The 19854-nt window shown below is 63.7% G+C and carries 17 protein-coding genes, 1 tRNA gene and 2 pseudogenes; 14 read left to right on the forward strand and 6 right to left on the reverse strand.

Annotated features, from left to right (window positions below; all coding sequences use genetic code 11):
- Positions 1-9: 9 nt before the first annotated feature.
- The gene (dnaG, locus tag ACVWZ4_RS17705; protein WP_456742228.1) at positions 10-2022 is read left to right on the forward strand and encodes a DNA primase; all 2013 of its coding nucleotides are present in this window, start codon (positions 10-12) and stop codon (positions 2020-2022) included.
- A gap of 373 nt (positions 2023-2395) precedes the next feature.
- The gene (gene rpoD / locus ACVWZ4_RS17710; protein WP_456737328.1) at positions 2396-4546 is read left to right on the forward strand and encodes an RNA polymerase sigma factor RpoD; all 2151 of its coding nucleotides are present in this window, start codon (positions 2396-2398) and stop codon (positions 4544-4546) included.
- A gap of 597 nt (positions 4547-5143) precedes the next feature.
- Here rpoD and ACVWZ4_RS17715 read toward each other — a convergent pair.
- Positions 5144-5332: pseudogene (locus ACVWZ4_RS17715) on the reverse strand (hypothetical protein); the annotation flags it as partial.
- 58 nt (positions 5333-5390) lie between these two features.
- On the opposite strand from ACVWZ4_RS17715, the gene ACVWZ4_RS17720 reads away from it, so the two are divergent.
- Positions 5391-5768, forward strand: a complete 378-nt coding sequence (locus ACVWZ4_RS17720) for a thiol-disulfide oxidoreductase DCC family protein (RefSeq protein ID WP_456740845.1) — start codon at positions 5391-5393, stop codon at positions 5766-5768.
- 415 nt (positions 5769-6183) lie between these two features.
- On the forward strand, positions 6184-7869 hold the full coding sequence (locus ACVWZ4_RS17725) for a methyl-accepting chemotaxis protein (protein ID WP_456699531.1): 1686 nt from the start codon (positions 6184-6186) through the stop codon (positions 7867-7869).
- Between the two features lie 192 nt (positions 7870-8061).
- On the opposite strand, the gene ACVWZ4_RS17730 is transcribed toward ACVWZ4_RS17725, so the two are convergent.
- Together ACVWZ4_RS17730 and ACVWZ4_RS17735 are read right to left on the reverse strand one after the other, a co-directional pair.
- Positions 8062-8298: a hypothetical protein gene (locus ACVWZ4_RS17730; RefSeq protein WP_456740846.1), complete on the reverse strand. Its 237-nt coding sequence runs from the start codon at positions 8296-8298 to the stop codon at positions 8062-8064.
- 30 nt (positions 8299-8328) lie between these two features.
- Positions 8329-8622 carry a hypothetical protein gene (locus ACVWZ4_RS17735; RefSeq protein ID WP_456740847.1) on the reverse strand — a complete coding sequence of 98 codons (294 nt, stop codon included), beginning with the start codon at positions 8620-8622 and terminating at the stop codon, positions 8329-8331.
- 443 nt (positions 8623-9065) lie between these two features.
- On the opposite strand from ACVWZ4_RS17735, the gene ACVWZ4_RS17740 reads away from it, so the two are divergent.
- From ACVWZ4_RS17740 to ACVWZ4_RS17760, 5 genes are all read left to right on the forward strand, one after another.
- A complete protein-coding gene (locus ACVWZ4_RS17740) occupies positions 9066-9872 on the forward strand; it encodes a lytic murein transglycosylase (protein ID WP_456740848.1) in 807 nt (268 codons plus the stop codon).
- 164 nt (positions 9873-10036) lie between these two features.
- Entirely contained in the window at positions 10037-10411 is a 375-nt protein-coding gene (locus ACVWZ4_RS17745) for a response regulator (protein ID WP_456699528.1), read from the forward strand.
- Between the two features lie 68 nt (positions 10412-10479).
- Positions 10480-11091 carry a LysE family translocator gene (locus ACVWZ4_RS17750; protein ID WP_456699527.1) on the forward strand — a complete coding sequence of 204 codons (612 nt, stop codon included), beginning with the start codon at positions 10480-10482 and terminating at the stop codon, positions 11089-11091.
- A 589-nt stretch (positions 11092-11680) separates the two neighbouring features.
- Positions 11681-12892 (forward strand): GGDEF domain-containing protein, encoded by a 1212-nt coding sequence (locus ACVWZ4_RS17755; RefSeq protein ID WP_456705081.1) that lies wholly within the window; start codon positions 11681-11683, stop codon positions 12890-12892.
- A gap of 37 nt (positions 12893-12929) precedes the next feature.
- Positions 12930-13553: a peptidoglycan recognition protein family protein gene (locus ACVWZ4_RS17760; RefSeq protein WP_456740849.1), complete on the forward strand. Its 624-nt coding sequence runs from the start codon at positions 12930-12932 to the stop codon at positions 13551-13553.
- A 10-nt stretch (positions 13554-13563) separates the two neighbouring features.
- Here ACVWZ4_RS17760 and ACVWZ4_RS17765 read toward each other — a convergent pair whose 3' ends face one another.
- From ACVWZ4_RS17765 to ACVWZ4_RS17775, 3 genes are all read right to left on the reverse strand, one after another.
- Positions 13564-13905, reverse strand: a complete 342-nt coding sequence (locus ACVWZ4_RS17765) for a hypothetical protein (protein WP_456740850.1) — start codon at positions 13903-13905, stop codon at positions 13564-13566.
- Between the two features lie 182 nt (positions 13906-14087).
- A complete protein-coding gene (rpoH, locus tag ACVWZ4_RS17770) occupies positions 14088-14987 on the reverse strand; it encodes an RNA polymerase sigma factor RpoH (RefSeq protein WP_456699525.1) in 900 nt (299 codons plus the stop codon).
- A gap of 217 nt (positions 14988-15204) precedes the next feature.
- A complete protein-coding gene (locus ACVWZ4_RS17775) occupies positions 15205-16212 on the reverse strand; it encodes an RluA family pseudouridine synthase (protein WP_456740851.1) in 1008 nt (335 codons plus the stop codon).
- On the opposite strand from ACVWZ4_RS17775, the gene ACVWZ4_RS17780 reads away from it, so the two are divergent.
- The 5 genes and pseudogenes from ACVWZ4_RS17780 (at position 16211) to ACVWZ4_RS17800 (ending at position 19825) form a co-directional block, all read left to right on the forward strand.
- Positions 16211-16555 (forward strand): hypothetical protein, encoded by a 345-nt coding sequence (locus ACVWZ4_RS17780; RefSeq protein ID WP_456740852.1) that lies wholly within the window; start codon positions 16211-16213, stop codon positions 16553-16555. The genes ACVWZ4_RS17775 and ACVWZ4_RS17780 overlap by 2 nt on opposite strands.
- 56 nt (positions 16556-16611) lie before the next feature.
- Positions 16612-16686, forward strand: a tRNA-Glu gene (locus ACVWZ4_RS17785).
- A 192-nt stretch (positions 16687-16878) separates the two neighbouring features.
- Positions 16879-17388, forward strand: a complete 510-nt coding sequence (locus tag ACVWZ4_RS17790; RefSeq protein WP_456763364.1) for a hypothetical protein — start codon at positions 16879-16881, stop codon at positions 17386-17388.
- A gap of 18 nt (positions 17389-17406) precedes the next feature.
- Positions 17407-18895, forward strand: a pseudogene (locus ACVWZ4_RS17795) (amidohydrolase family protein).
- 3 nt (positions 18896-18898) lie between these two features.
- The gene (locus ACVWZ4_RS17800; protein WP_456740854.1) at positions 18899-19825 is read left to right on the forward strand and encodes a CobW family GTP-binding protein; all 927 of its coding nucleotides are present in this window, start codon (positions 18899-18901) and stop codon (positions 19823-19825) included.
- Positions 19826-19854: the final 29 nt, after the last annotated feature.

The following is a 19854-nucleotide window of genomic DNA, read 5'->3' on the forward strand; positions in this document are numbered from 1 at the left end:
ACCATGGCCGTGCGCTTCACGCCCCAATTCCTCGACGAGCTGCGTGCCCGGCTTTCGGTCTCCGAAGTCGTGGGCAAGCGCGTCAAGCTGAAGAAGGCGGGGCGGGAGTGGAAGGGGCTCTCGCCGTTCCAGCAGGAGAAGACACCGTCCTTCTACGTCAACGACCAGAAGGGTTTTTACCACGACTTCTCCTCCGGCAAGCACGGCGACATCATCAGCTTCGTGATGGAGACCGACGGCCTGCCGTTCGCCGAAGCGGTCGAGCGGCTCGCCGGCATGGCGGGCCTGCCGCTGCCCGCAGGGACGCCGGATGCCGCCCGCCACGAGCAGCGCCGCCGCACCCTGCATGACGTCATGGAGCTCGCCGCCAAGTTCTTTTCGGAGACGCTGGCCTCGCGCGTCGGTGCGAAGGCGCGGGGCTATCTCGCCGATCGCGCCATCTCGCCGGCGACGCAATTGCAGTTTCGTCTCGGCTATGCGCCGCCGCCGCCCGAGCGCTTCGCGCTGAAGGAGCATCTCGGCAAGCTCGGCGTCTCCGTCGAGGACATGGTCGAGACCGGCCTGTTGATCGGCGGCGACGACATTCCCGTGCCCTACGATCGCTTCCGCGATCGCGTGATGTTTCCGATCACGGACATCCGCGGCCGCGTCATCGCCTTCGGCGGACGCGCGCTGGAGAAGGACGTTCCGGCCAAATACCTGAATTCGCCGGAGACGCCGCTCTTCCACAAGGGCGACAATCTCTACAATCACCAGACCGCGCGCAAAGCCACCCATGACGGCAGCGCGCTGATCGTGGTCGAAGGCTATGTCGACGTCATCGCCATGGTCACCGCGGGTTTTCCGGGCGCCGTCGCGCCGCTCGGCACTGCGTTGACGGAAAGCCAGCTCGCGCTGCTCTGGAAGATGGCGGACGAGCCGATCCTCTGCTTCGACGGCGACCGCGCCGGACAGAAGGCGGCCTATCGTGCTGCGGACCTTGCCTTGCCGTTTCTCGCGCCAGGCAAGAGCCTGCGTTTTGCGCTGCTTCCCGAGGGGCAGGACCCCGACGATCTCGCACGCTCCGGCGGTCGCGGCGCGATCGAGGAGGTGATCGCGGCGGCGCGTCCGCTCGCCGACATGCTGTGGTCGCGCGAACTCGAAGGCGGCAATTTCGCAACGCCCGAGCGCCGCGCCGCGCTGGAAGCGCGCATCAGGGACTTGTCCAACGGCATCCGCGACGAGGTTGTCAGGCGCTATTATCGCGACGATTTCGTCGAGCGGCTGCAGCGCACCTTCGCCCCCGATGGCGGCCGCGGCGGCTTTGCCGGCAGGGGCAATTTCCGCCAAAGCGGCGGTCGTCCGTTCCCGCCCCGCGGCGGGGGAGCGAATCGATTCGGCAACCAAGGTTTCGGCGGAGGCCGCCGCGGCGCGCCCGGCCCGATCCCGCTGCCGTCAGGTCCCTACCAGGCGGCAAGCCCCCAGCTCGCGGCCAGCCCGATCATGCGCGGCCAAAGGAGTGCAATCTCCCGCCGGGAGGCCCTGATCCTGCAATCCCTGATCAACCACCCCTGGCTGCTGCACGATCACCTCGAAGAGGTGGCCGCCCTGGAGCTCGCCCATCCCGAGGCCCATAAGCTGCGGGCCGCCATCATCGCCGCTTTTGCCAACGACCATCACCATTCCCCCGACCCCGGCGAGCAGGCCGAGAAAATGCGCGGCGACCTCGAAAGGGGCGGGTTTTCTCAGGTTCTTCAAAGGGTTGAAGGCGGCATCACCACCGCGGCGGTGTGGGGCGCCCGCGAGGGCGCGGCGCGGGATGACGTTCTTGCGACCTGGCACCAGCTGGTTGCCTTGCATCGGCAATACCATTCACTACTTAGGGAGCTGAAGGACGCCGAGCTGGCCTTGGGGGAGGACCCCAGCGAGGCCAATTTGGCGTGGCTGCGTGACGTCAAGGCCCGACTGGCCGAGGTCGACGGTACCGAGGCCCTGATCGAGGGTTTTGGCGAGCTGTCGGGCCGGTTCCAGAAGAGCGTGTGATGAAAGATTCATGCGGACGGCTGGGGTAGGTACCGCTAAAAGACTCGCCAAATCCGAGGTTTGGCGGCAAAAACAGGGTTAATCGAGGCTTAACGGTCTTGTAGCACTTTGGCCACCAGGCGGCCGCAGGCAGAACAGACGCGTCAGGAATGAATCCGCGCAATCGCTGTTGGCACTTCACCTGCATCCGCTGCGACAAAGAGGCTCACGAAGCGTTAGGCAAATCCGGCGAGAGAGAGGTCGGGGTGGCGAGAGATGTGCGCGCCGCCCTTTCCGTGTCGAGATCTGGCGAAGCGAGAGCGTCGAGCAACAGGTTCAAGTGATTTCACGCGGGCGCGCGCACGTCTGCATGAAACGCGTTTAGGAGCAATGGATGGCCATCAAGGCAAAGACGCTGCAGGCGAAGGACAAGGAAAAGGACGACAAGGCAGCGGACGCGCCGGAGAAGGACTCCCAGGACGCGCCCTCGCCCTTGCTCGATCTGTCCGATGCGGCAGTGAAGAAGATGATCAAGCAGGCCAAGAAGCGCGGCTTCGTGACCTTCGATCAGCTCAACGAGGTTTTGCCGTCCGACCAGACCTCGCCCGAGCAGATCGAGGACATCATGTCCATGCTCTCGGACATGGGCATCAACGTCACCGAAGCCGACGATTCTGAAGGCGAGGAAGAGAAGGACGAGGGCGAGGACGAGACCGACAACGAGCTCGTCGAGGTCACGCAGAAGGCCGTCACCGAGGTCAAGAAGAGCGAGCCGGGCGAGCGCACCGACGATCCCGTGCGCATGTATCTGCGCGAGATGGGCACGGTCGAGCTGCTCTCCCGCGAAGGCGAAATCGCCATTGCCAAGCGCATCGAGGCCGGCCGCGAGGCGATGATCGCGGGCCTCTGCGAAAGCCCGCTGACCTTCCAGGCCATCATCATCTGGCGCGACGAATTGAACGAAGGAAAGATCTTCCTTCGCGACATCATCGATCTCGAAGCCACCTATGCCGGTCCCGATGCCAAGGCCGGCATGAACACTGCGATGATCGCGGGTCCGGTCGGTGAGAACGGCGAAGCGCCGGCCGAGGGCGAGGCCGCAGCCGCCGGTGCGCCCGCGCATGTCGCGCCGCCCGCGGCTCCGCCGTCGCCGACCCCGTTCCGCGCCGCGCAGCCCGCCGCCGGCGGTCCCGGCGGCGAGGACAAGGATCCGGGCGAAGCCGCCGCCGAAGCCGACATGGATGAGGACGACGAGTTCGAGAACCAGATGTCGCTCGCGGCGATCGAGGCCGAGCTCAAGCCGAAGGTCGTCGAGATCTTCGACAGGATCGCCGAGAGCTACAAGAAGCTGCGCAAGCTTCAGGAGCAGGACATCCAGAACCAGCTCGAGAGCACCTCGCACGGTCCCTCGCTGTCGCCGCACCAGGAGCGCAAGTACCGCAAGCTCAAGGACGAGATCATCGTCGAGGTGAAGTCGCTGCGCCTCAACCAGGCCCGTATCGACAGCCTCGTCGAGCAGCTCTACGACATCAACAAGCGCCTCGTTTCGCATGAGGGCCGCCTGATGCGCCTCGCCGACAGCCACGGCGTCGCGCGCGAGGACTTCCTGCGCAACTACACCGGCTCGGAGCTCGATCCGCGCTGGCTCAACCGCGTCTCGAAACTCTCGGCCAAGGGCTGGAAGAACTTCGTCCACCACGAGAAGGACCGCATCAAGGATCTCCGTCACGAGGTGCATCAGCTCGCGGCGCTGACGGGCCTCGAGATCGTCGAGTTCCGCAAGATCGTGCACTCCGTGCAGAAGGGCGAGCGCGAGGCACGCCAGGCCAAGAAGGAGATGGTGGAAGCCAACCTCCGTCTCGTGATCTCGATCGCGAAGAAATACACCAACCGCGGCCTGCAATTCCTCGACCTGATCCAGGAAGGCAATATCGGCCTGATGAAGGCGGTCGACAAGTTCGAATACCGCCGCGGCTACAAGTTCTCGACCTACGCCACGTGGTGGATCCGGCAGGCGATCACGCGCTCGATCGCCGACCAGGCCCGTACCATCCGCATCCCCGTGCACATGATCGAGACGATCAACAAGATCGTGCGCACATCCCGCCAGATGCTCAACGAGATCGGCCGCGAGCCGACCCCGGAAGAGCTCGCCGAAAAGCTCGGCATGCCGCTCGAAAAGGTCCGCAAGGTCCTCAAGATCGCCAAGGAGCCGCTCTCGCTCGAAACCCCTGTGGGTGACGAGGAGGATTCACATCTCGGCGACTTCATCGAGGACAAGAACGCGATCCTGCCGATCGACGCCGCGATCCAGTCGAACCTGCGCGAAACCACCACGCGCGTGCTCGCCTCCCTCACCCCGCGCGAAGAGCGCGTGCTCCGCATGCGCTTCGGCATCGGCATGAACACCGACCACACGCTGGAAGAAGTGGGCCAGCAGTTCTCGGTGACGCGCGAACGTATTCGTCAGATCGAAGCGAAGGCGCTGCGGAAGCTGAAGCATCCGTCAAGGTCGCGGAAGCTGCGGAGCTTCTTGGATAATTGATACGAGTTTCAATCAGAACGTAAACGGCGGGCCAACAGCCCGCCGTTTTTCTTTGGCCCGGCTCTCGCTCCGACATTGCGAGGAGCTCGCGACAAAATTGCCAAGCAATTTTGCGCCTCAGGAGCATTGCTTCTGATCGGGCCAGCAAAGCCCCTGCCAAACTGCCAATCATTTTGACCAGCGCGTATGCCGACACACCGTTTGGTCTTGAAAACTGGGCAACGATCCGAGCCATGGCTGATACCCGCGGCACTGCTCTTTGTGATGTCGTGTTGGATTGCTCGATAGAGGAGAACGTGCGCCGGATCGCGTCAACGCAACGTACTGTGCTTCGAAAGCTGGTTGACCCTCAGGCTCTGCCAAGCATGCGAATGGAAGCCAATCTGCTGGACGGTGGCGGAGATTATCGACGTTACGGAACTGTCCGCAGAGAAGAGTGCGATCAGGATCGTGGGATGGCTTGAGCAGAGTGATCTGCTTCGAAGGCAATAGCGGCTTGGGTCAACATGCGAAGAACTTCGGTTGAGAAAATCCGGTCTGCTCTGTCGCGCATCCCGCATTTCTGGATTGCTTCGCTGCGCTCGCAATGACGTGGATCTTCTTCTTCGCCCCAACCCGTTCGATCCGCTCGATCTCCAGCGCCGGCCGCCCGCTCTTCTCCGCGATCTCGCGGTCCTGCTCCCTGATGAAGTTGCGCGCGGGCTCGTCGCCGTCGAGGCCGCCGAACAATTCGGCGGGCCTAGGTCGGGCCGCTCCTTCTTTGTGCCTTCGTATCGACAGCTTCAGCCGAAGACGTTTACCTGGCTTTCTCTCGGACTATACTTCCGACGCGAAAGGCGCATCGATGCCACCCCACCTCACCGTCTGGTACAACACCCGCTGCCCCGTCTGCGACGCCGGCATCGACTGGCAGCGCAACAAGCTGCTGGCGCTGGTGCGCAGCGGGGCCGTCGAGTTCAAGGACATCAACGAGCAGCCCGATGCGCTGGTGCGGTTTGGCGCTTCGCTCGACGACATCAGGCGCCGCCTGCACGCAACCGATGAGGCCGGACGGCTCATCGTCGGCGCGGATGTTGCGATTGCGCTGTGGCGGATGACACCGGGCGAGGGGTGGCTTGCGACGCTGTCAGGCAATCGCGTGGCGCTGCCGGTCACGCGGTTCGTCTACGACCGGTTTGCCGATCTGCTGTTTGCCTGGAACAGATGGTGCGGACGATGGTGAGCGTGCGGCTGGAGCATCGCGGCTTTGGATTGAGTCGATAGGCCGGCCGCGGATCCTGACGCCTCTCCCCAGCGGGGAGAGGTCGATTTGCGCTCGCGATGCGAAGCATCGTCGCGTGCAAATCGGGTGAGGGGGCTAGCCAACGTGAGACCGTAAACTCTCACCCGCCGCGCGGGACGATGCTTCGCATCGCCCGGGACGAGCGGGCAGCCTCGGGGCCAGAACGCGACTTTGATCTCATTGCGGCTCAAGAGGCAGGTGACCAAAGGGGAGCAGGTCGCCTCGCCAGGCGTTCCAACGGTTGCTTAGAAAAACGTCATTTGCTTAAAATTAATGCTAAGATTTACCTGAACTCAAGAAAGAGAGCTTAGGGTGGCTCATAATTGTGCAGATTCAACCCCCGTAGGTCAGTTTCATGCGCCTCTCAGACATTTCGGTCCGAAGCAAGGTTCTCTTGGCATTCTCCATCGTACTGCTCACGGCGCTAGGGCTAGGCGCCTTCGCCATTGATCGACTTGCGTCAGTGAATGATTCCGCTGCCGAAGTTCGCGACAACTGGCTGCCGGCGACGGGATGGCTTGGCTCGCTCTCCAGATCCGCTGAGCAACTGCGGGCCCGCCAGGGGCAGTTGGTCCTCGCGTCAAGTGCAAGCGAGGTGGCTCGCACGGAAGGCCTCATAGGAGAGACGCTCCAGGAATTCGACCAGGTCTGGAAGAAATACGAGCCAACGGTCACGACATCGGCCGAACTGGCTATCGTGGAGCCCCTCAAAAGGGCCTGGGCGACCTATCTGCAAGACAGCAAGCAGCTCGCCGAGCTGGCGAGGAAGAGTCGGGATGAGGCCGCGCAATTCTATCTCGGCAAGCTCAATGAGGATTTCAGGGCCGTCCGCAAGGGATTCTCTGATGATCTCGCCTTCAATGTGGATGCGGGCAAGAAAGAAGCGGACAAGGGCGCCGACGTTTACCGCTCTGCTCGGACGTGGATTTTGGGCGCGTTGGCACTAGCCGCCACGCTTTGCGCTCTGATGGGATACCTGATCATCACCAGCATCTCGAAACCAATCGTGGCGATGACGGACGTCATGAGGCGACTGGCAGGCGGCGACCGGGCCGTTGCAATCGACGGCGCCGACCGCAAGGACGAGATCGGCAAGATGGCCGGTGCGGTTCAGGTTTTCAAGGACAACGCGATTGAGACTGAACGAATGCGGGATGCACAGGCCGAGGCGGAGAAGTCGGCGGCCGAGCAGCGCAAGCGCGACATGCGCAAGTTGGCTGACGCTTTTGAAAGCGCTGTTGGCGAAATCGTCGAGACCGTCTCCACAGCTTCGACCGAGCTTGAAGCTTCCGCCTCAACGTTGACAAGAACTGCCGAGCGATCGCAGAAATTGACGACGATGGTTGCGTCTGCCTCCGAAGAAGCCTCCACAAATGTGCAGTCCGTTGCTTCGGCAAGTGAAGAACTGTCATCCTCAATCAATGAAATAGGCCGACAAGTTCAGGAGTCTGCGCGAGTCGCCAATGAGGCCGTGCAGCAGGCTCGGGCCACCAATGAACGCGTCGGCACGCTGTCGAAAGCCGCATCTCGTATCGGCGACGTCGTGGAATTGATCAACACAATCGCGGGCCAAACGAATCTGCTCGCGCTGAATGCTACCATTGAGGCAGCACGCGCGGGCGATGCCGGACGCGGCTTTGCTGTTGTGGCCTCCGAGGTAAAAGCGCTTGCGGAACAGACTGCAAAGGCGACTGGAGAAATCGGTCAGCAAATTACGTCCATCCAGGGCGCAACTGACGAATCGGTTGCCGCGATCCGGCAAATCAGCGGAACTATCGAGCGGCTTTCCGAAATCTCATCGACTATTGCTGCGGCGGTTGAAGAGCAAGGTGCTGCCACGCAGGAAATTTCGCGGAACGTGCAGCACGCCGCTGAGGGCACGCACAGTGTCTCGACCCACATCACCGACGTGCAGCAAGGGGCGAACGAAACAGGTTCGGCGTCGTCTCAGCTGTTGTCGGCTGCCCAGTCGCTCTCGCATGACAGCAATCGGCTGAAGCTGGAGGTCGGCAGATTCCTAAGTTCAGTTCGGGCGGCTTAGGGACATGAACCCTCGTTACACTCCATAGCGGCCGGCTCCAGAGTCCGGTGTGGGTCAAAAATGCGAAAGAACTCAGGTTGAGCAAATCCGGTCTGCTCGGCCGTCCATCTCTACAAGCGCGTCTATGGATTTCGTTACATCAAGTGCGGATCGGCCTAGCTTAACCCGCAATGACGCGGATAGGGCCGAAGCCTACTTCTTCTTCGCCCCGACCCGCTCGATCCGCTCGATCTCAAGGGCCGGTCGTCCGCTCTTTTCCGCGATCTCGCGGTCCTGCTCCATGATGTAGTTGCGCGCGGGTTCGTCGCCGTCGGGGCCGCCAAGCAGCTCGGAGGGCACGCGGCGGTTGGAGCGTTGGGAGCCGTCTTCGTAGACGACGTTGAAAAAGGCGAACTCGCCCTTCGGATTGGTTCCGGGTTTTTTGGCCATGGCGGCTTGTCGTCGATCAGGGCGCCGCAGTCAAATGACTTCGCGCGGATGTCGGAATCCGCGTTGCGGCAGACGCGCCGGTGGGCTGGCCGTGCAACCGCCTGATTGCGCTTGTTTTTGGGAGCGGCCGAACGTGCCGCGATCGGCCTTCGCCTCGATAAACGGCGGGCCATAAAGCCCGCCGTTTATTTCGGTCGTCGGCGTCGCCCGGGGCTGGCAGGGCAACAACCTGAGATAGAAGAATATCGCTTGCGCTGTGGCATGGCAAGGCAAATCGTTGTGGCCATGATGTCGCAGCGGCGCATCAGATGCGGCAGATGTCATGGTGGGTTCCCGCAATTTCGAAAAGCAGATGTTCGAGATGTCGAAATCGTTTGTTCATCCTGCCGCGCTCTGGAGGCGCAGCGAGAAGGCGCGCGTGGTGGCCGAGTTGCGGGGCCGCGACCTTGCGCAGCGGAATCCCCGTGTCGTCGGCATGATGGTGGATGCACGATGCTGTTCCGGACGCGGCGCGGGCAGGCGCCAACGCCGGAGTCTGCGATGCCAGCACAATACCGCTGTTTTGCCCGACGGGTCAAGCGTGATTCGGAAAAAGCGCAGGCGCTGATCTGTCGTGCTCCTACTGTGCATGGGGTTGTTTTTCGGCTTTGGTTTCGGCGTCGTTGATCGCGGGATCAGATATGATCGGTCCTGTGTCGCTTTGACGCGACTCCCGTTCCCGGGCATGATCACCAGCTGTTCACGCCCGCGCATGAGGAATTTTCGGCATGTTGAGATCGCTTGTCGCCGCCGCCGCCGTCGTTTGTCTCGTCGGCGGGCCGGCCGAGGCCGCACGTTGCGGCGGCGACTTCAACAGCTTCGTCGCCGGCATGGCTGCGGAGGCGCAGGCCGCCGGCGTCTCGGCGGGCGTGACCAGCGCGGCATTCAGCGGCATCACCCAGGATGGCGCCGTGCTCGCCTTCGACCGCCGCCAGCGCTACACCTTCAACAAGAGCTTCGAGCAGTATGTCTCGACCCGCGTCGGCGCCGGCCGCATCAATGGCGGTCGCGCGCTGCTGCAGCGCCATGCCGCGCTGCTCTCGCGCATCGAGCAGCAGTTCGGCGTGCCCCGGCAGATCCTGGTTGCGATCTGGGGGCTGGAGAGCGATTTCGGCAAGGGCGACATGGGCAAGCTGCCGGTGATCCGCACGCTGACGACGCTCGCGCATGATTGCCGCCGCACCGAGCTGTTCCAGGGCGAGCTGCTCGCCGCGCTCAAGATCGTGCAGCGCGGCGACCTGCCGCTGCGCGATCTGATCGGCGCCTATGCCGGCGAGATCGGCCAGACCCAGTTCCTGCCGTCGTCCTACATCAAATACGGCGTCGATTTCGACGGCGACGGCCATGTCGATCTCCGCCACAGCGTCGCCGACGTGCTCGCCTCGACCGCGAACCTGCTGCACACGAACGGCTTCAGGATGGGCCAGCCCTATGGGGAAGGCTCCGCCAATTTCGAAGCGATGCGAGAGTGGAACAGGGCGGTGATCTATCGCAAGACGATCGGGTATTTTGCCGACCGGCTGATGGGGCAGTAACAGATGTCGGCGCACGACCGAGCCGATCATCGTGATTGATGCCTGCCGTCAAGGCCGCGCTGGGAACCAGGATTTACTTTTCTTCGGATTGGAACCGAACCATATCGCACCTTCCGTCCTTAACCCACCACACTTACGAGGATGCGAACATCTGGAGCAGCCCCATGGGACAGGCACAACCATTTCAAGCGACCGCGTTGATCGTTGAGGACGACGCCAAGCAGCGGGAGATGCTGTGTCTCCTCCTCGAGGAAAGCGGGTATCAGGTCATCCAGTGCGAAAGCGCGGAAGCCGCCGAGCTCGTGCTGGACAAGAACGCCGGCGCGCTCTGCCTGATGTTGACCGACGTGCAGCTCGCCGGCCGCATGAGCGGCGTCGAGCTGGCCCACGTCGCCAAGGGGCGCAATCCGAAGCTCGATGTCGTCGTCACCTCGGGCCGTCCTCTGGTCCAGCCATTGCCCGACGGCGCCAAGTTCTGGGCCAAGCCATGGGCGCCGCTCGACGTGCTGCGGGAAGCCGAGATCGCCCAGCTGAACTGAGGCGTGTTCGCGCCTCGCTGACCGCGTCGTGACTTCTCCGTAAGCGCCGTGAATGATAAGGACGAGGCATGTCCTGGTCCTTCCTGCTCACCTCGCTGATCGTCGTCGCATCGCCCGGCACCGGCGTGCTCTACACGCTGGCTGCGGCGTTGACGCGCGGCTCCCGCGCCAGCATGGCCGCAGCGTTCGGCTGCACGCTCGGGATCGTGCCGCACATCTGTGCTGCGATGCTTGGCTTGGCCGCCGTGCTGCACACCAGTGCGCTCGCCTTCGCTGCCCTGAAATGGTGCGGCGTCGCTTATCTGCTCTACATGTCCTGGCAGGCGCTGCGTGAAACCGGTGCGCTTGCGGTCGATGCTGGGATCAAGGAGCGTTCGAGCGGCCGCGTCATCGTCACGGGCTTTCTGATCAACATTCTCAACCCGAAGCTCTCGATCTTCTTCCTCGCCTTCCTGCCGCAGTTCATCGCGGTGGACGAGACGCATGTGCTGGCGCGGATGCTGGAATTGAGCGGCGCCTTCATGGCCATGACCTTCGTGGTGTTCGTCATCTACGGTGTCTGCGCGGCATCCGTGCGCGAGCGCGTCATTTCCCGTCCCGCCGTGATGGCCTGGCTGCGCCGCTCGTTTGCGGCCGGTTTCGCGCTGCTGGGTGCCAAGCTCGCCTTCGCCGAGCGGTAACCAATAAAAAAGCGGGCCTCGCGCCCGCCATGTTCAAATTCTCTCAGCCTTGCCCGACGCCCGGGCGGAGCACGCTCCACCCGGGCAAATAATTGCTGCGCTACTTCTTCTTCGCGGCCTTCTTGGCCTTTTTCTTCGTCGCCTTCTTCGCCTTCTTCGCTTTCTTAGCCATAGTATCCTCTCAAGGGTTCATGGTTAAACGCGACACGAGGAACGCTCGGCGGAGGGCCAGCCTCGCAACATCCTCGATGACAAACTCAGCAGATTCGCGCGGCGCTGCCCCGTGCTGTCACATCTGCGTCATCCGCTTATCCACAGCTCAGATGCATTTTCAGGTGATTTTAGCCGGCGAATCCGCATCGCGAGGCGCGGTGACCCGACCGCGCATCGAGTGATCGGACGTGCCTAACGATCCGATAATCGAGAGGCGGCGTTCATGAATCCAAAACCAAAGGCGCGCTTTCGACGATCGCAGTGAGGTTCCGTTAAGTGCAACCCGCGCATGATCCTCCGCAAGAACACGGGGACGGGTCATGGACGAACTTCTGCCGGTGACGGGGGGCGGGACGATGTGCGCGCCGCGCGCGCCATGCTGAACGTACCAACGCTTTGGATGGTGTTCGTCGTCAACTTCTCGGCGCTCGGCCTGATCTGGGCTTATGTGACGCGCTCCTATCCGAAATTCGAGGCGGCGCGGTACTGGATGGCGTCGGCATTCGTCGGTGCGGCCGGCGCGATGACGGCGCTGATCCGCCTGTTCATCGATTCTCCGCTGCCGCTTCTGTTTGGCGCTGCAGGCATCATCGCGGCGAGTTGCCTCGCCGCCATGGGCATTCAGCGTTTCTATGACCGGCCGGTCCATCTGCGCCTCATGGCCGTGACTGCAATCGCGAGCCTCGCCGGCGTCGCGCTGTTCAAGATCGGCTTCGACCAGCTGCAGCTGCGCATGCTCAGCTACACGGTCGGGCAGGGCTTGCCGCTGGTGCTGTCACTGCGTCTGCTGCTGTCGCCGCCGGAAGGCCGCGCCAGCCCGGGTGCCCGGCTGTCCGGTATCGTCATTCTCACGATCATTGCGATCTTCGTGGCGCGTGCGGTCGGCAATTCGCTAGGCGGCGATTTCTCGGCGGTCGCGGGCAGCCAGGCCCATGCCGTCATGGTGCTGGTGCTGCTGTTCCTGACCATGACGCTCAATTTCGGCTTCCTGCTGATGGCAATGGACCGCTTGCGCAACGAGGTTGCTGACCTCGCTCTGCTCGACGATCTCACCGGCGTCGCCAACCGTCGGCATCTGTTGCAGCGCCTGTCCGAGGAATGCGCCCGTTCGGAGCGCAGCGGCGAGCCGTTTTCGCTGCTGGTGATCGACCTCGACGGCTTCAAGACCATCAACGACACCTATGGCCACGCGGCCGGTGATGCCTGTCTCCAGCATTTCACCCTGATGGCGCAGACGCGCTTGCGGCCCGGCGATATGCTTGCGCGCACCGGTGGCGACGAGTTTTGCGTCGTGCTGCCGTCCTCCTCCTTGCGCGAGGGGGCGCTGATCGCCCGCCGTATCCTCGATGTCTGCCGCCAGGACGCCGCCGGCTGCACCGGCAACGACATCCCGATCGCGATCTCGATCGGCGTTGCGGAATGGGACCGCGGCATCAGCCAATTCCCGGACAGGCTGATCGCTCACGCCGATCATGCGCTCTACGACGCCAAGAAAAACGGCAAGAACGATTTTGCGATCTACGATCCGGCCCCTCCGCTCTCGCCCGAACCGGCCTGTGACGTCGAGGTCTCGCGCAAAATCGCGTAAACCCTGCTAGGTTGGGGTTCGTTGTTGGACCCCTCTGATGATGCCTCGCCTGCTCGCGGCGGTATTCGCCGCCCTCGTTGTGATCGCCCCCGCCGATGCAATTGACGCCGAACTCGCCAGGCTCGCGCGTAGCACCGGCACGCCCGACTTTCCCGGACTGAAGATCGTCTGGCTTTCGCCGTGGGGCGATGTCGCGAGCGCGCATGCCTGGCGCAACATCATCGTTCACCAGACCGAGGGGCCGACGGGCTCGGCGCGTGGCGGCGCCGAGGCGCAGTCGAAGAATCCGACCCGGCGCGGCGTAATGGTCTGGGTCGAGACCGACGGCACGGTCTACTGGTCGGTCGCGGACAATCTGGTGCCGACCCACACCGACGGCGCCAACCGCAACGACAACAAATACATCGACAACAGCGTGACCTATCATCAGGTCGTGCGCGACAATTCGATCGGCGTCGAGTTCGCCGGCAACTATCCGGATGTGACGATCGGCCCGACCGCGGCCCAGGTCGCGGCCTGGAAGATCCTGGTCCAGGTCTTGCGCGCGCGCTACGGCATCCCGCTCGACCACGTCTATGCCCACAACTGGATCGACTACAAGGACGCCCGCTATTGCGAAGGCTGCTGGCTCGCGACGCTGGCGAGGACCTGGGGGGAGTAACGACAGCGCGTCATACCGGCTGCGTCATCCAGCCGAACAAGCGCCGGATCGATCCTGCCTGCCGGGGCAATTCCGGCGGGCCGCCCGAGGCCAGCACGCGATTGAGGAAGTAATCCAGGAACACCATGTCGTTCGGCTCGGTGACGGTGAATTCTTCCTCGCCGAAGGAGACGCAGTAATTAAAGAAGAACGGCTCCATGATGGGAATCGTCGAAGTCGAGGCATGGTCCTTGGAGATCACGAACTCGCCGGGCTCGAGCCCGCGATCGCGCATGGCCTGCTCGAGCAGCGGCAGCTTGCGCATGAACTGGGCGGAAAAGCCGCCGACGGTGGATTGCAGGATGATCGACACGGCGTGTGTCCGTTCTGCGAATATGGCTTGGTCATTGGTCGGCTGCCCCGTCGCTTACGTTCAAGACGCCGGCGTGTCCCGCGAACAAGCCGCAGTTCGTCACACACGACAAAAAAGCCGGCGTTGCCGCCGGCTTTCCTGTCTCGTCGATCCGCCAATATCTGGCGCTCGAAAAGCCACGCTCAATGCGCGGCTTCCAGCGCGGCCTGTTCGGCCTTTGCAATTGTGCCCTTGACTGCGGACTGCACCTTCTCGAAGGCGCGGACCTCGATTTGGCGGACGCGCTCGCGCGACACGCCAAACTCGGCGGCAAGGTCTTCCAGCGTCATCGGCTCATCGGCGAGGCGACGGGCCTCGAAGATGCGGCGTTCGCGCGGGTTGAGCACGCCCATGGCGCCGTTCAGGGCGTCGCGGCGTTCGTCATATTCCTCGTGCTCGGCCAGCATGGCTTCCTGGTTGGGCGAATTGTCGACCAGCCAGTCCTGCCATTCGCCGGCTTCGCCGTCGTCGCGGATCGGTGCGTTGAGCGACGCGTCGCCACCGAGGCGGCGGTTCATGTCGATCACGTCCTGATCCGTGACGCCGAGGCGCTTGGCAATGACCCTCACCTGGTCGGGGCGAAGATCGCCCTCATCCAGCGCGTTGATCTTGCTCTTCGCCTTGCGCAGGTTGAAGAACAGCTTCTTCTGGTTCGCGGTGGTGCCCATTTTTACGAGCGACCAGGAACGCAGGATGTACTCTTGAATCGACGCCTTGATCCACCACATCGCGTAGGTGGCGAGACGAAAGCCCTTCTCGGGCTCGAAACGCTTCACCGCCTGCATCAGGCCGACGTTGCCTTCCGAGACGACCTCGGAGATCGGCAAGCCGTAGCCGCGATAGCCCATGGCGATCTTGGCCACGAGCCGGAGATGGCTGGTGACGAGCTGGTGTGCAGCGTCGCGATCATCGTGTTCACGCCAGCGCTTGGCGAGCATGTATTCCTGCTGGGGTTCCAGCATCGGGAACTTGCGGATTTCGCCGAGGTAGCGAGAAAGGCCGGATTCTCCGTTAAGGACCGGCAAAGCAGCGGTACGGGCCATGTTGAAGCCCTCCAAGGTTCAGGCCCCCGATAGCGGCGGGCCAGGCAGACGACCGCTTGGTTAAAGCCGGTCGTAGCTGCGATGTTCCAGTTGGTCACTTCCAAAGCAGGCGCAATATACTCCATGAGGGGACAAAAAGGGAAGGATTGCTGACGTCACGTCCCCGTGTGGCAGCTATAACTTTTTGTAAGGTAAGGACTTTCTCAAAGTCCCTGCGTCATAGCGCCGCTTTCAGCACGCTTTCCAGGAGAAGCAAATCCTCCGGCAAGCCGGCCTCCCAGTGAAGAAGTTCTCCGGTTCGGGGGTGCTCTAGTACCAGCAAATAAGCATGCAAGGCTTGTCGTCCAAGCGCCGTCAGGGCCCCTTGCGACTCCTGGCCCAGCTGGTTCGCCTTGGTCTTGAAATGCGGGCCATAGACGGCGTCGCCCATCAGGGGATGGCCGATATGGGCGAGGTGGACGCGGATCTGGTGGGTCCTTCCGGTCTCGAGCTCGCATGCGAGCAGCGCCGCGACCGGCTTGCCATCGCGCCCGGTAAAACTCTGCAAAAGCTCCCAATGCGTCACCGCTTCGCGGCCGCCCTGCCGCACCGCCATCTTTTCCCGCGCATGGGGATGGCGGTCGATCGGCGCATCGATGGTGCCGCGATGGCGGCCGGGCAGTCCCCAGGCGAACGCCATATAGCCTCGCCGCATTGGCCCGGTGCGACCATGGTCGGCGAATTGGGCGGTGAGCGAGGCGTGCGCGAGATCGTTCTTGGCGACCACCATCAGCCCGGTCGTGTCTTTGTCGAGCCGGTGCACGATGCCGGGCCGGCGCACACCGCCGATCCCGGACAGCGAGGTACCGCAATGGGCGATCAGCGCGTTCACCAACGTGCCGGTCTCGTGGCCGGCGGCTGGGTGCACCACCAGCCCCTTCGGCTTGTTGATGACGACGATGTCGTCGTCCTCGAACACGATATCGAGGGCGATATCCTCGCCCTTCGGCTCCGGCGGGGCTGCCTCCGGCACGTGGATTATGATCGTATCGCCTGAACTGACGTGATAAGCGGGGTCGCGGACCTCGGCGGCCTTCAGGCTCACGGCGCCCGCCAAAATCAGGGCTTTCAGCCTTGATCGCGACAGGTCGGGAAGGCGCGCCGCCAGCACGCGGTCGAGCCGGGCCGAGCCCTCGTCGCCCTCGACCACGACTTCCAACCTTTGCGCAGAGCCAAAACTTTCCATGACGACGTCTGATACCGCTGTTCCCGAACCGAGCCCCGAGCAGGCCGCGCTGTTTGCGCGGGTGCGGCGGATGATGCTGATCGCGGGGTTGACCTCGGCGCTGGCCATCTGCGCCGTCCTGATCGCGGTGGGCTACCGCCTTTTCAAGTCGGAGGGAAGGGCGCCTGATGCCGGGAGCGACGTCACCGCGACGCTGCCGAAGGGGGCCAAAATCGTCTCCACCGGGATTGCCGGCGATCGCCTGTTGGTCACGCTCGATATCGGCGGCGTCATCGAGATCCGCACCTTCGACGCCCACACCTTGAGGCCGGCCGGAAAGCTGAAATTTGCCAATGAGCCGTAAAACGGCGGTTCGGTCCTTGCAGCGGACAAATTTCGAGGCTATTGGCTAGCCCTCACGCTCCCTTCGTCTAGCGGTTAGGACGCGGCCCTCTCAAGGCTGAAACAGGGGTTCGATTCCCCTAGGGAGCGCCATTTTCGAGAACGCGTCTCGCGCGTGGCTCAGCGGGGCCGACGCCACTGTTCGGCAGTCAGAGCCTCCATCCGGCGAACAAGCCACATTCGGATCCTCGCCGGACATCCTGCCGGGGGTAGCGTCGCCCGCACTGAACTGCTGATCAGTCCTGCATCTGTCCGGAGCACGGAGCCGACCGCGTGAATGGCTTCATGACGATCAATCCCCTCTGCCATCAGTCGCTCCACCGTGCCTCGCACTGGCAACTCGGCATCGGCAATCTGGCTCTCGACGATGGCGTAAAAGTTCGCGTGCGCTTCCGCCCTCGGCAGGCGGATCCCGGCGCGGCGATGGTAATCCATCGCGGCGTCGATGGGTGCCTGCTCGTCCAGCGCAAGCCATTAGTTGGGATCTGGCTTCGGACGCACGAACGTTTCCGGTGGCAGCCTCCGCAGCCACAACGGCAGATCAGCAAGCGCTGTGACTTGCGCGAGCGCGGCACCGTGGACGCGATGGCGTGCGCAGGATCACGCCTGGCTTGCGGAACGGTCAGCGCGAAGAGCAGAGCCGGAGCCCCCGGCCACGACATGCAGCAATCTGCATCGGCTTCAGCGGTGGTGGTGGTCCACCAGAGAATCTGCCTTGATGCGCATCGGACGTGCGCGATGCGCCCGGTCTCCGCCTCCGAAGCTGCTGCCGGGCCTTTGGGGGCATTGGCATGAGCTTGGCGGAGTGACGGTATGAGCGGTTTGGTGATCTCTGGCGGCCGGGTGGTGGATCCCGCGAGCGGAATGGACTCCGTTGGCGATGTGGCGGTGGTGGACGGCAAGATCGCCGCGGTCGGCTCCTCGCTCGGCGGCGCCGAGCGCGTGATCGACGCGACCGGGCTGGTGGTGGCGCCCGGCTTCATCGATTTGCACGCCCATGGCCAGTCGATCCCCGCCGACCGCATGCAGGCGTTCGATGGCGTGACGACGACGCTCGATCTCGAAGCCGGCGTGCTGCCGGTCGGCTCCTGGTACGAGCGCCAGGCGCGGCGAGGCCGGGTACTGAACTACGGCGCCGCCACCAATTGGGCGTTTGCGCGCATCGGCGCGATGACGGGCTCCAACGTGGAAAGTTCGCTCGAGGCATTCGGCAACGCCATGCGCGACCGCCGCTGGATGGACAATATCGCGACGGATGCGGAACTCGCCGGAATCATCGAGCGGCTCGCGCGCGGCCTGAAGGAGGGCGGCATCGGCATCGGCATCTTGAACGCCTATGCGCCGGGCGCCGGTGTGCAGGAGTTGACCGCGGTGTGCCAGCTCGCCGCAAAGCACAACGTGCCGACCTTCACCCACGTCGCCTACATGGCGCGCATCGACCCAGAGAGTGCCGTGGAGGCCTATATCCGCCTGATCGGCTATGCCGGTGCGACCGGCGCGCACATGCACATCTGCCATTTCAATTCGTCGAGCAAGACCGACATCGCGCGCTGCCGCGTGCTGATCGAAAAGGCGCAGGCGCAGGGCCTGCCGATCACGGTGGAGGCCTATCCTTACGGCACCGGCTCGACCGTACTGGGGGCTGCCTTTTTCAGCGATCCCCAATTCGTCGAGCGCAATGGCACGGCTTACGATTCCGTGCAGCGCGTCACCGACGGCCATCGCTTCCACGACCGTGAGGAGCTGCTCAAGGCCCAGGCCGAAGAGCCGTCCTCACTGGTGCTCTGGCACATTCTCGACACCGAGAACAATTCGCACCATCGCGAACTCCTCGACATGTCGGTGCTCTATCCCGGCGGCGCGATCGCATCCGACGCGATGCCGTGGACCCTGTCGGACGGCACCACCTACAAGGGCGACGCCTGGCCGTTGCCCGACGATGCCACCTCGCATCCGCGCTCGGCCGGCTGCTTCACGAAATTCATCCGCGAATGGGTGCGCGAGCGCAAGGCTCTCGCTTTTGGAGGGCCTGCGCAAATGCGCGCTGATCCCGGCGGAGATACTGTCGCAGAGCACGCCCGCGATGCGAGCCAAGGGCCGGCTTGCCAAGGACGCCGATGCCGACATCGTCGTGTTCGACTACGAGAAGCTCTCGGATCGCGCGACCTTCGCCGCGATGAACCGTCCGTCGGAAGGCGTCCGGCATCTCGTCGTCAGCGGCCAGGTGCTGATCGAGGACGGGGTGCTTGATGTCGCGGCGCGGCCGGGCCGGCCGGTGCGCCGTCCTGTCGTCGGAAGCTGATCCATGCCGGTCCCTGTTCTCCTGGTGACGGGCTTTTTGGGGGCGGGCAAGACCACGGTCGTCAATCATCTGCTCGCGAATGCGGACGGGCGGCGGATCGCGGCCATCGTCAACGATTTCGGCGCCATCAACATCGACGCGGAGTTGATCGCAGGCGCGGGTGACGGGGTGGTCAGCCTTGCCAACGGCTGCATCTGCTGCTCGCTCCAGAGCGACCTGTTGCGCACGCTGTCGACGCTGCTGCGGCGTGATCCGAGACCCGAGTACATCGTCATCGAAACCAGCGGGGTTGCCGATCCCGCCGACATCGTCCACAATCTGATGGACCCCGTGATCCTGCGCGAGGCACCGTTGGAAACCGTGCTTTGCGTCATGGACGCGGCGACGCCGCCGGCGGCCCTGGAGGATGCGCTGCAGCGCTCGCAGCTGCGCGTCGCCGATATCGTGGCGTTGAGCAAGCTGGATCTGGCGGACCAAGGCGCAGGCATGCGAATGCGCGAGGTCATCCGCGCGCAGCGCGTCCCGGCCGTGGTTGTCGACGCCAGGCACGGCGAGATCCCATCCGCGCTGCTGTTTCCTGCGAGCGATCGCGCGCCCGTGCCGCGCGAGCCGGGACCGAAGCGCCCGGCGGAAGAACGCTTCGAGACGCTGAGCTGGACCGCGGACCGGCCACTCTCGCTGCGGCGCCTGCAGCAGGCCATCAACGAGCTCGCGCCGAAGCTGGCGCGCGCAAAGGGCCTGTTCGAGGCGATCGAGCAACCCGGGCGTCAGATGGTGTTCCAGTTTGCCGGCGGCCGCGCGACACTGGCGCCGGGTGACGCGCCTGCGGCGGGCGTGCCGCGCGCGCGGATCGTCTTCATCGCCGAGCTCGAGGTGCTCTCGAAGGCCGAGCTGGACGAACTCATGGACGGGTGTGTTGCTTCAGGTTGAAGTGGGGCGATAGAGTCATCGCGCCCAAC

The organism is Bradyrhizobium sp. USDA 4472 (genome assembly GCF_054058595.1).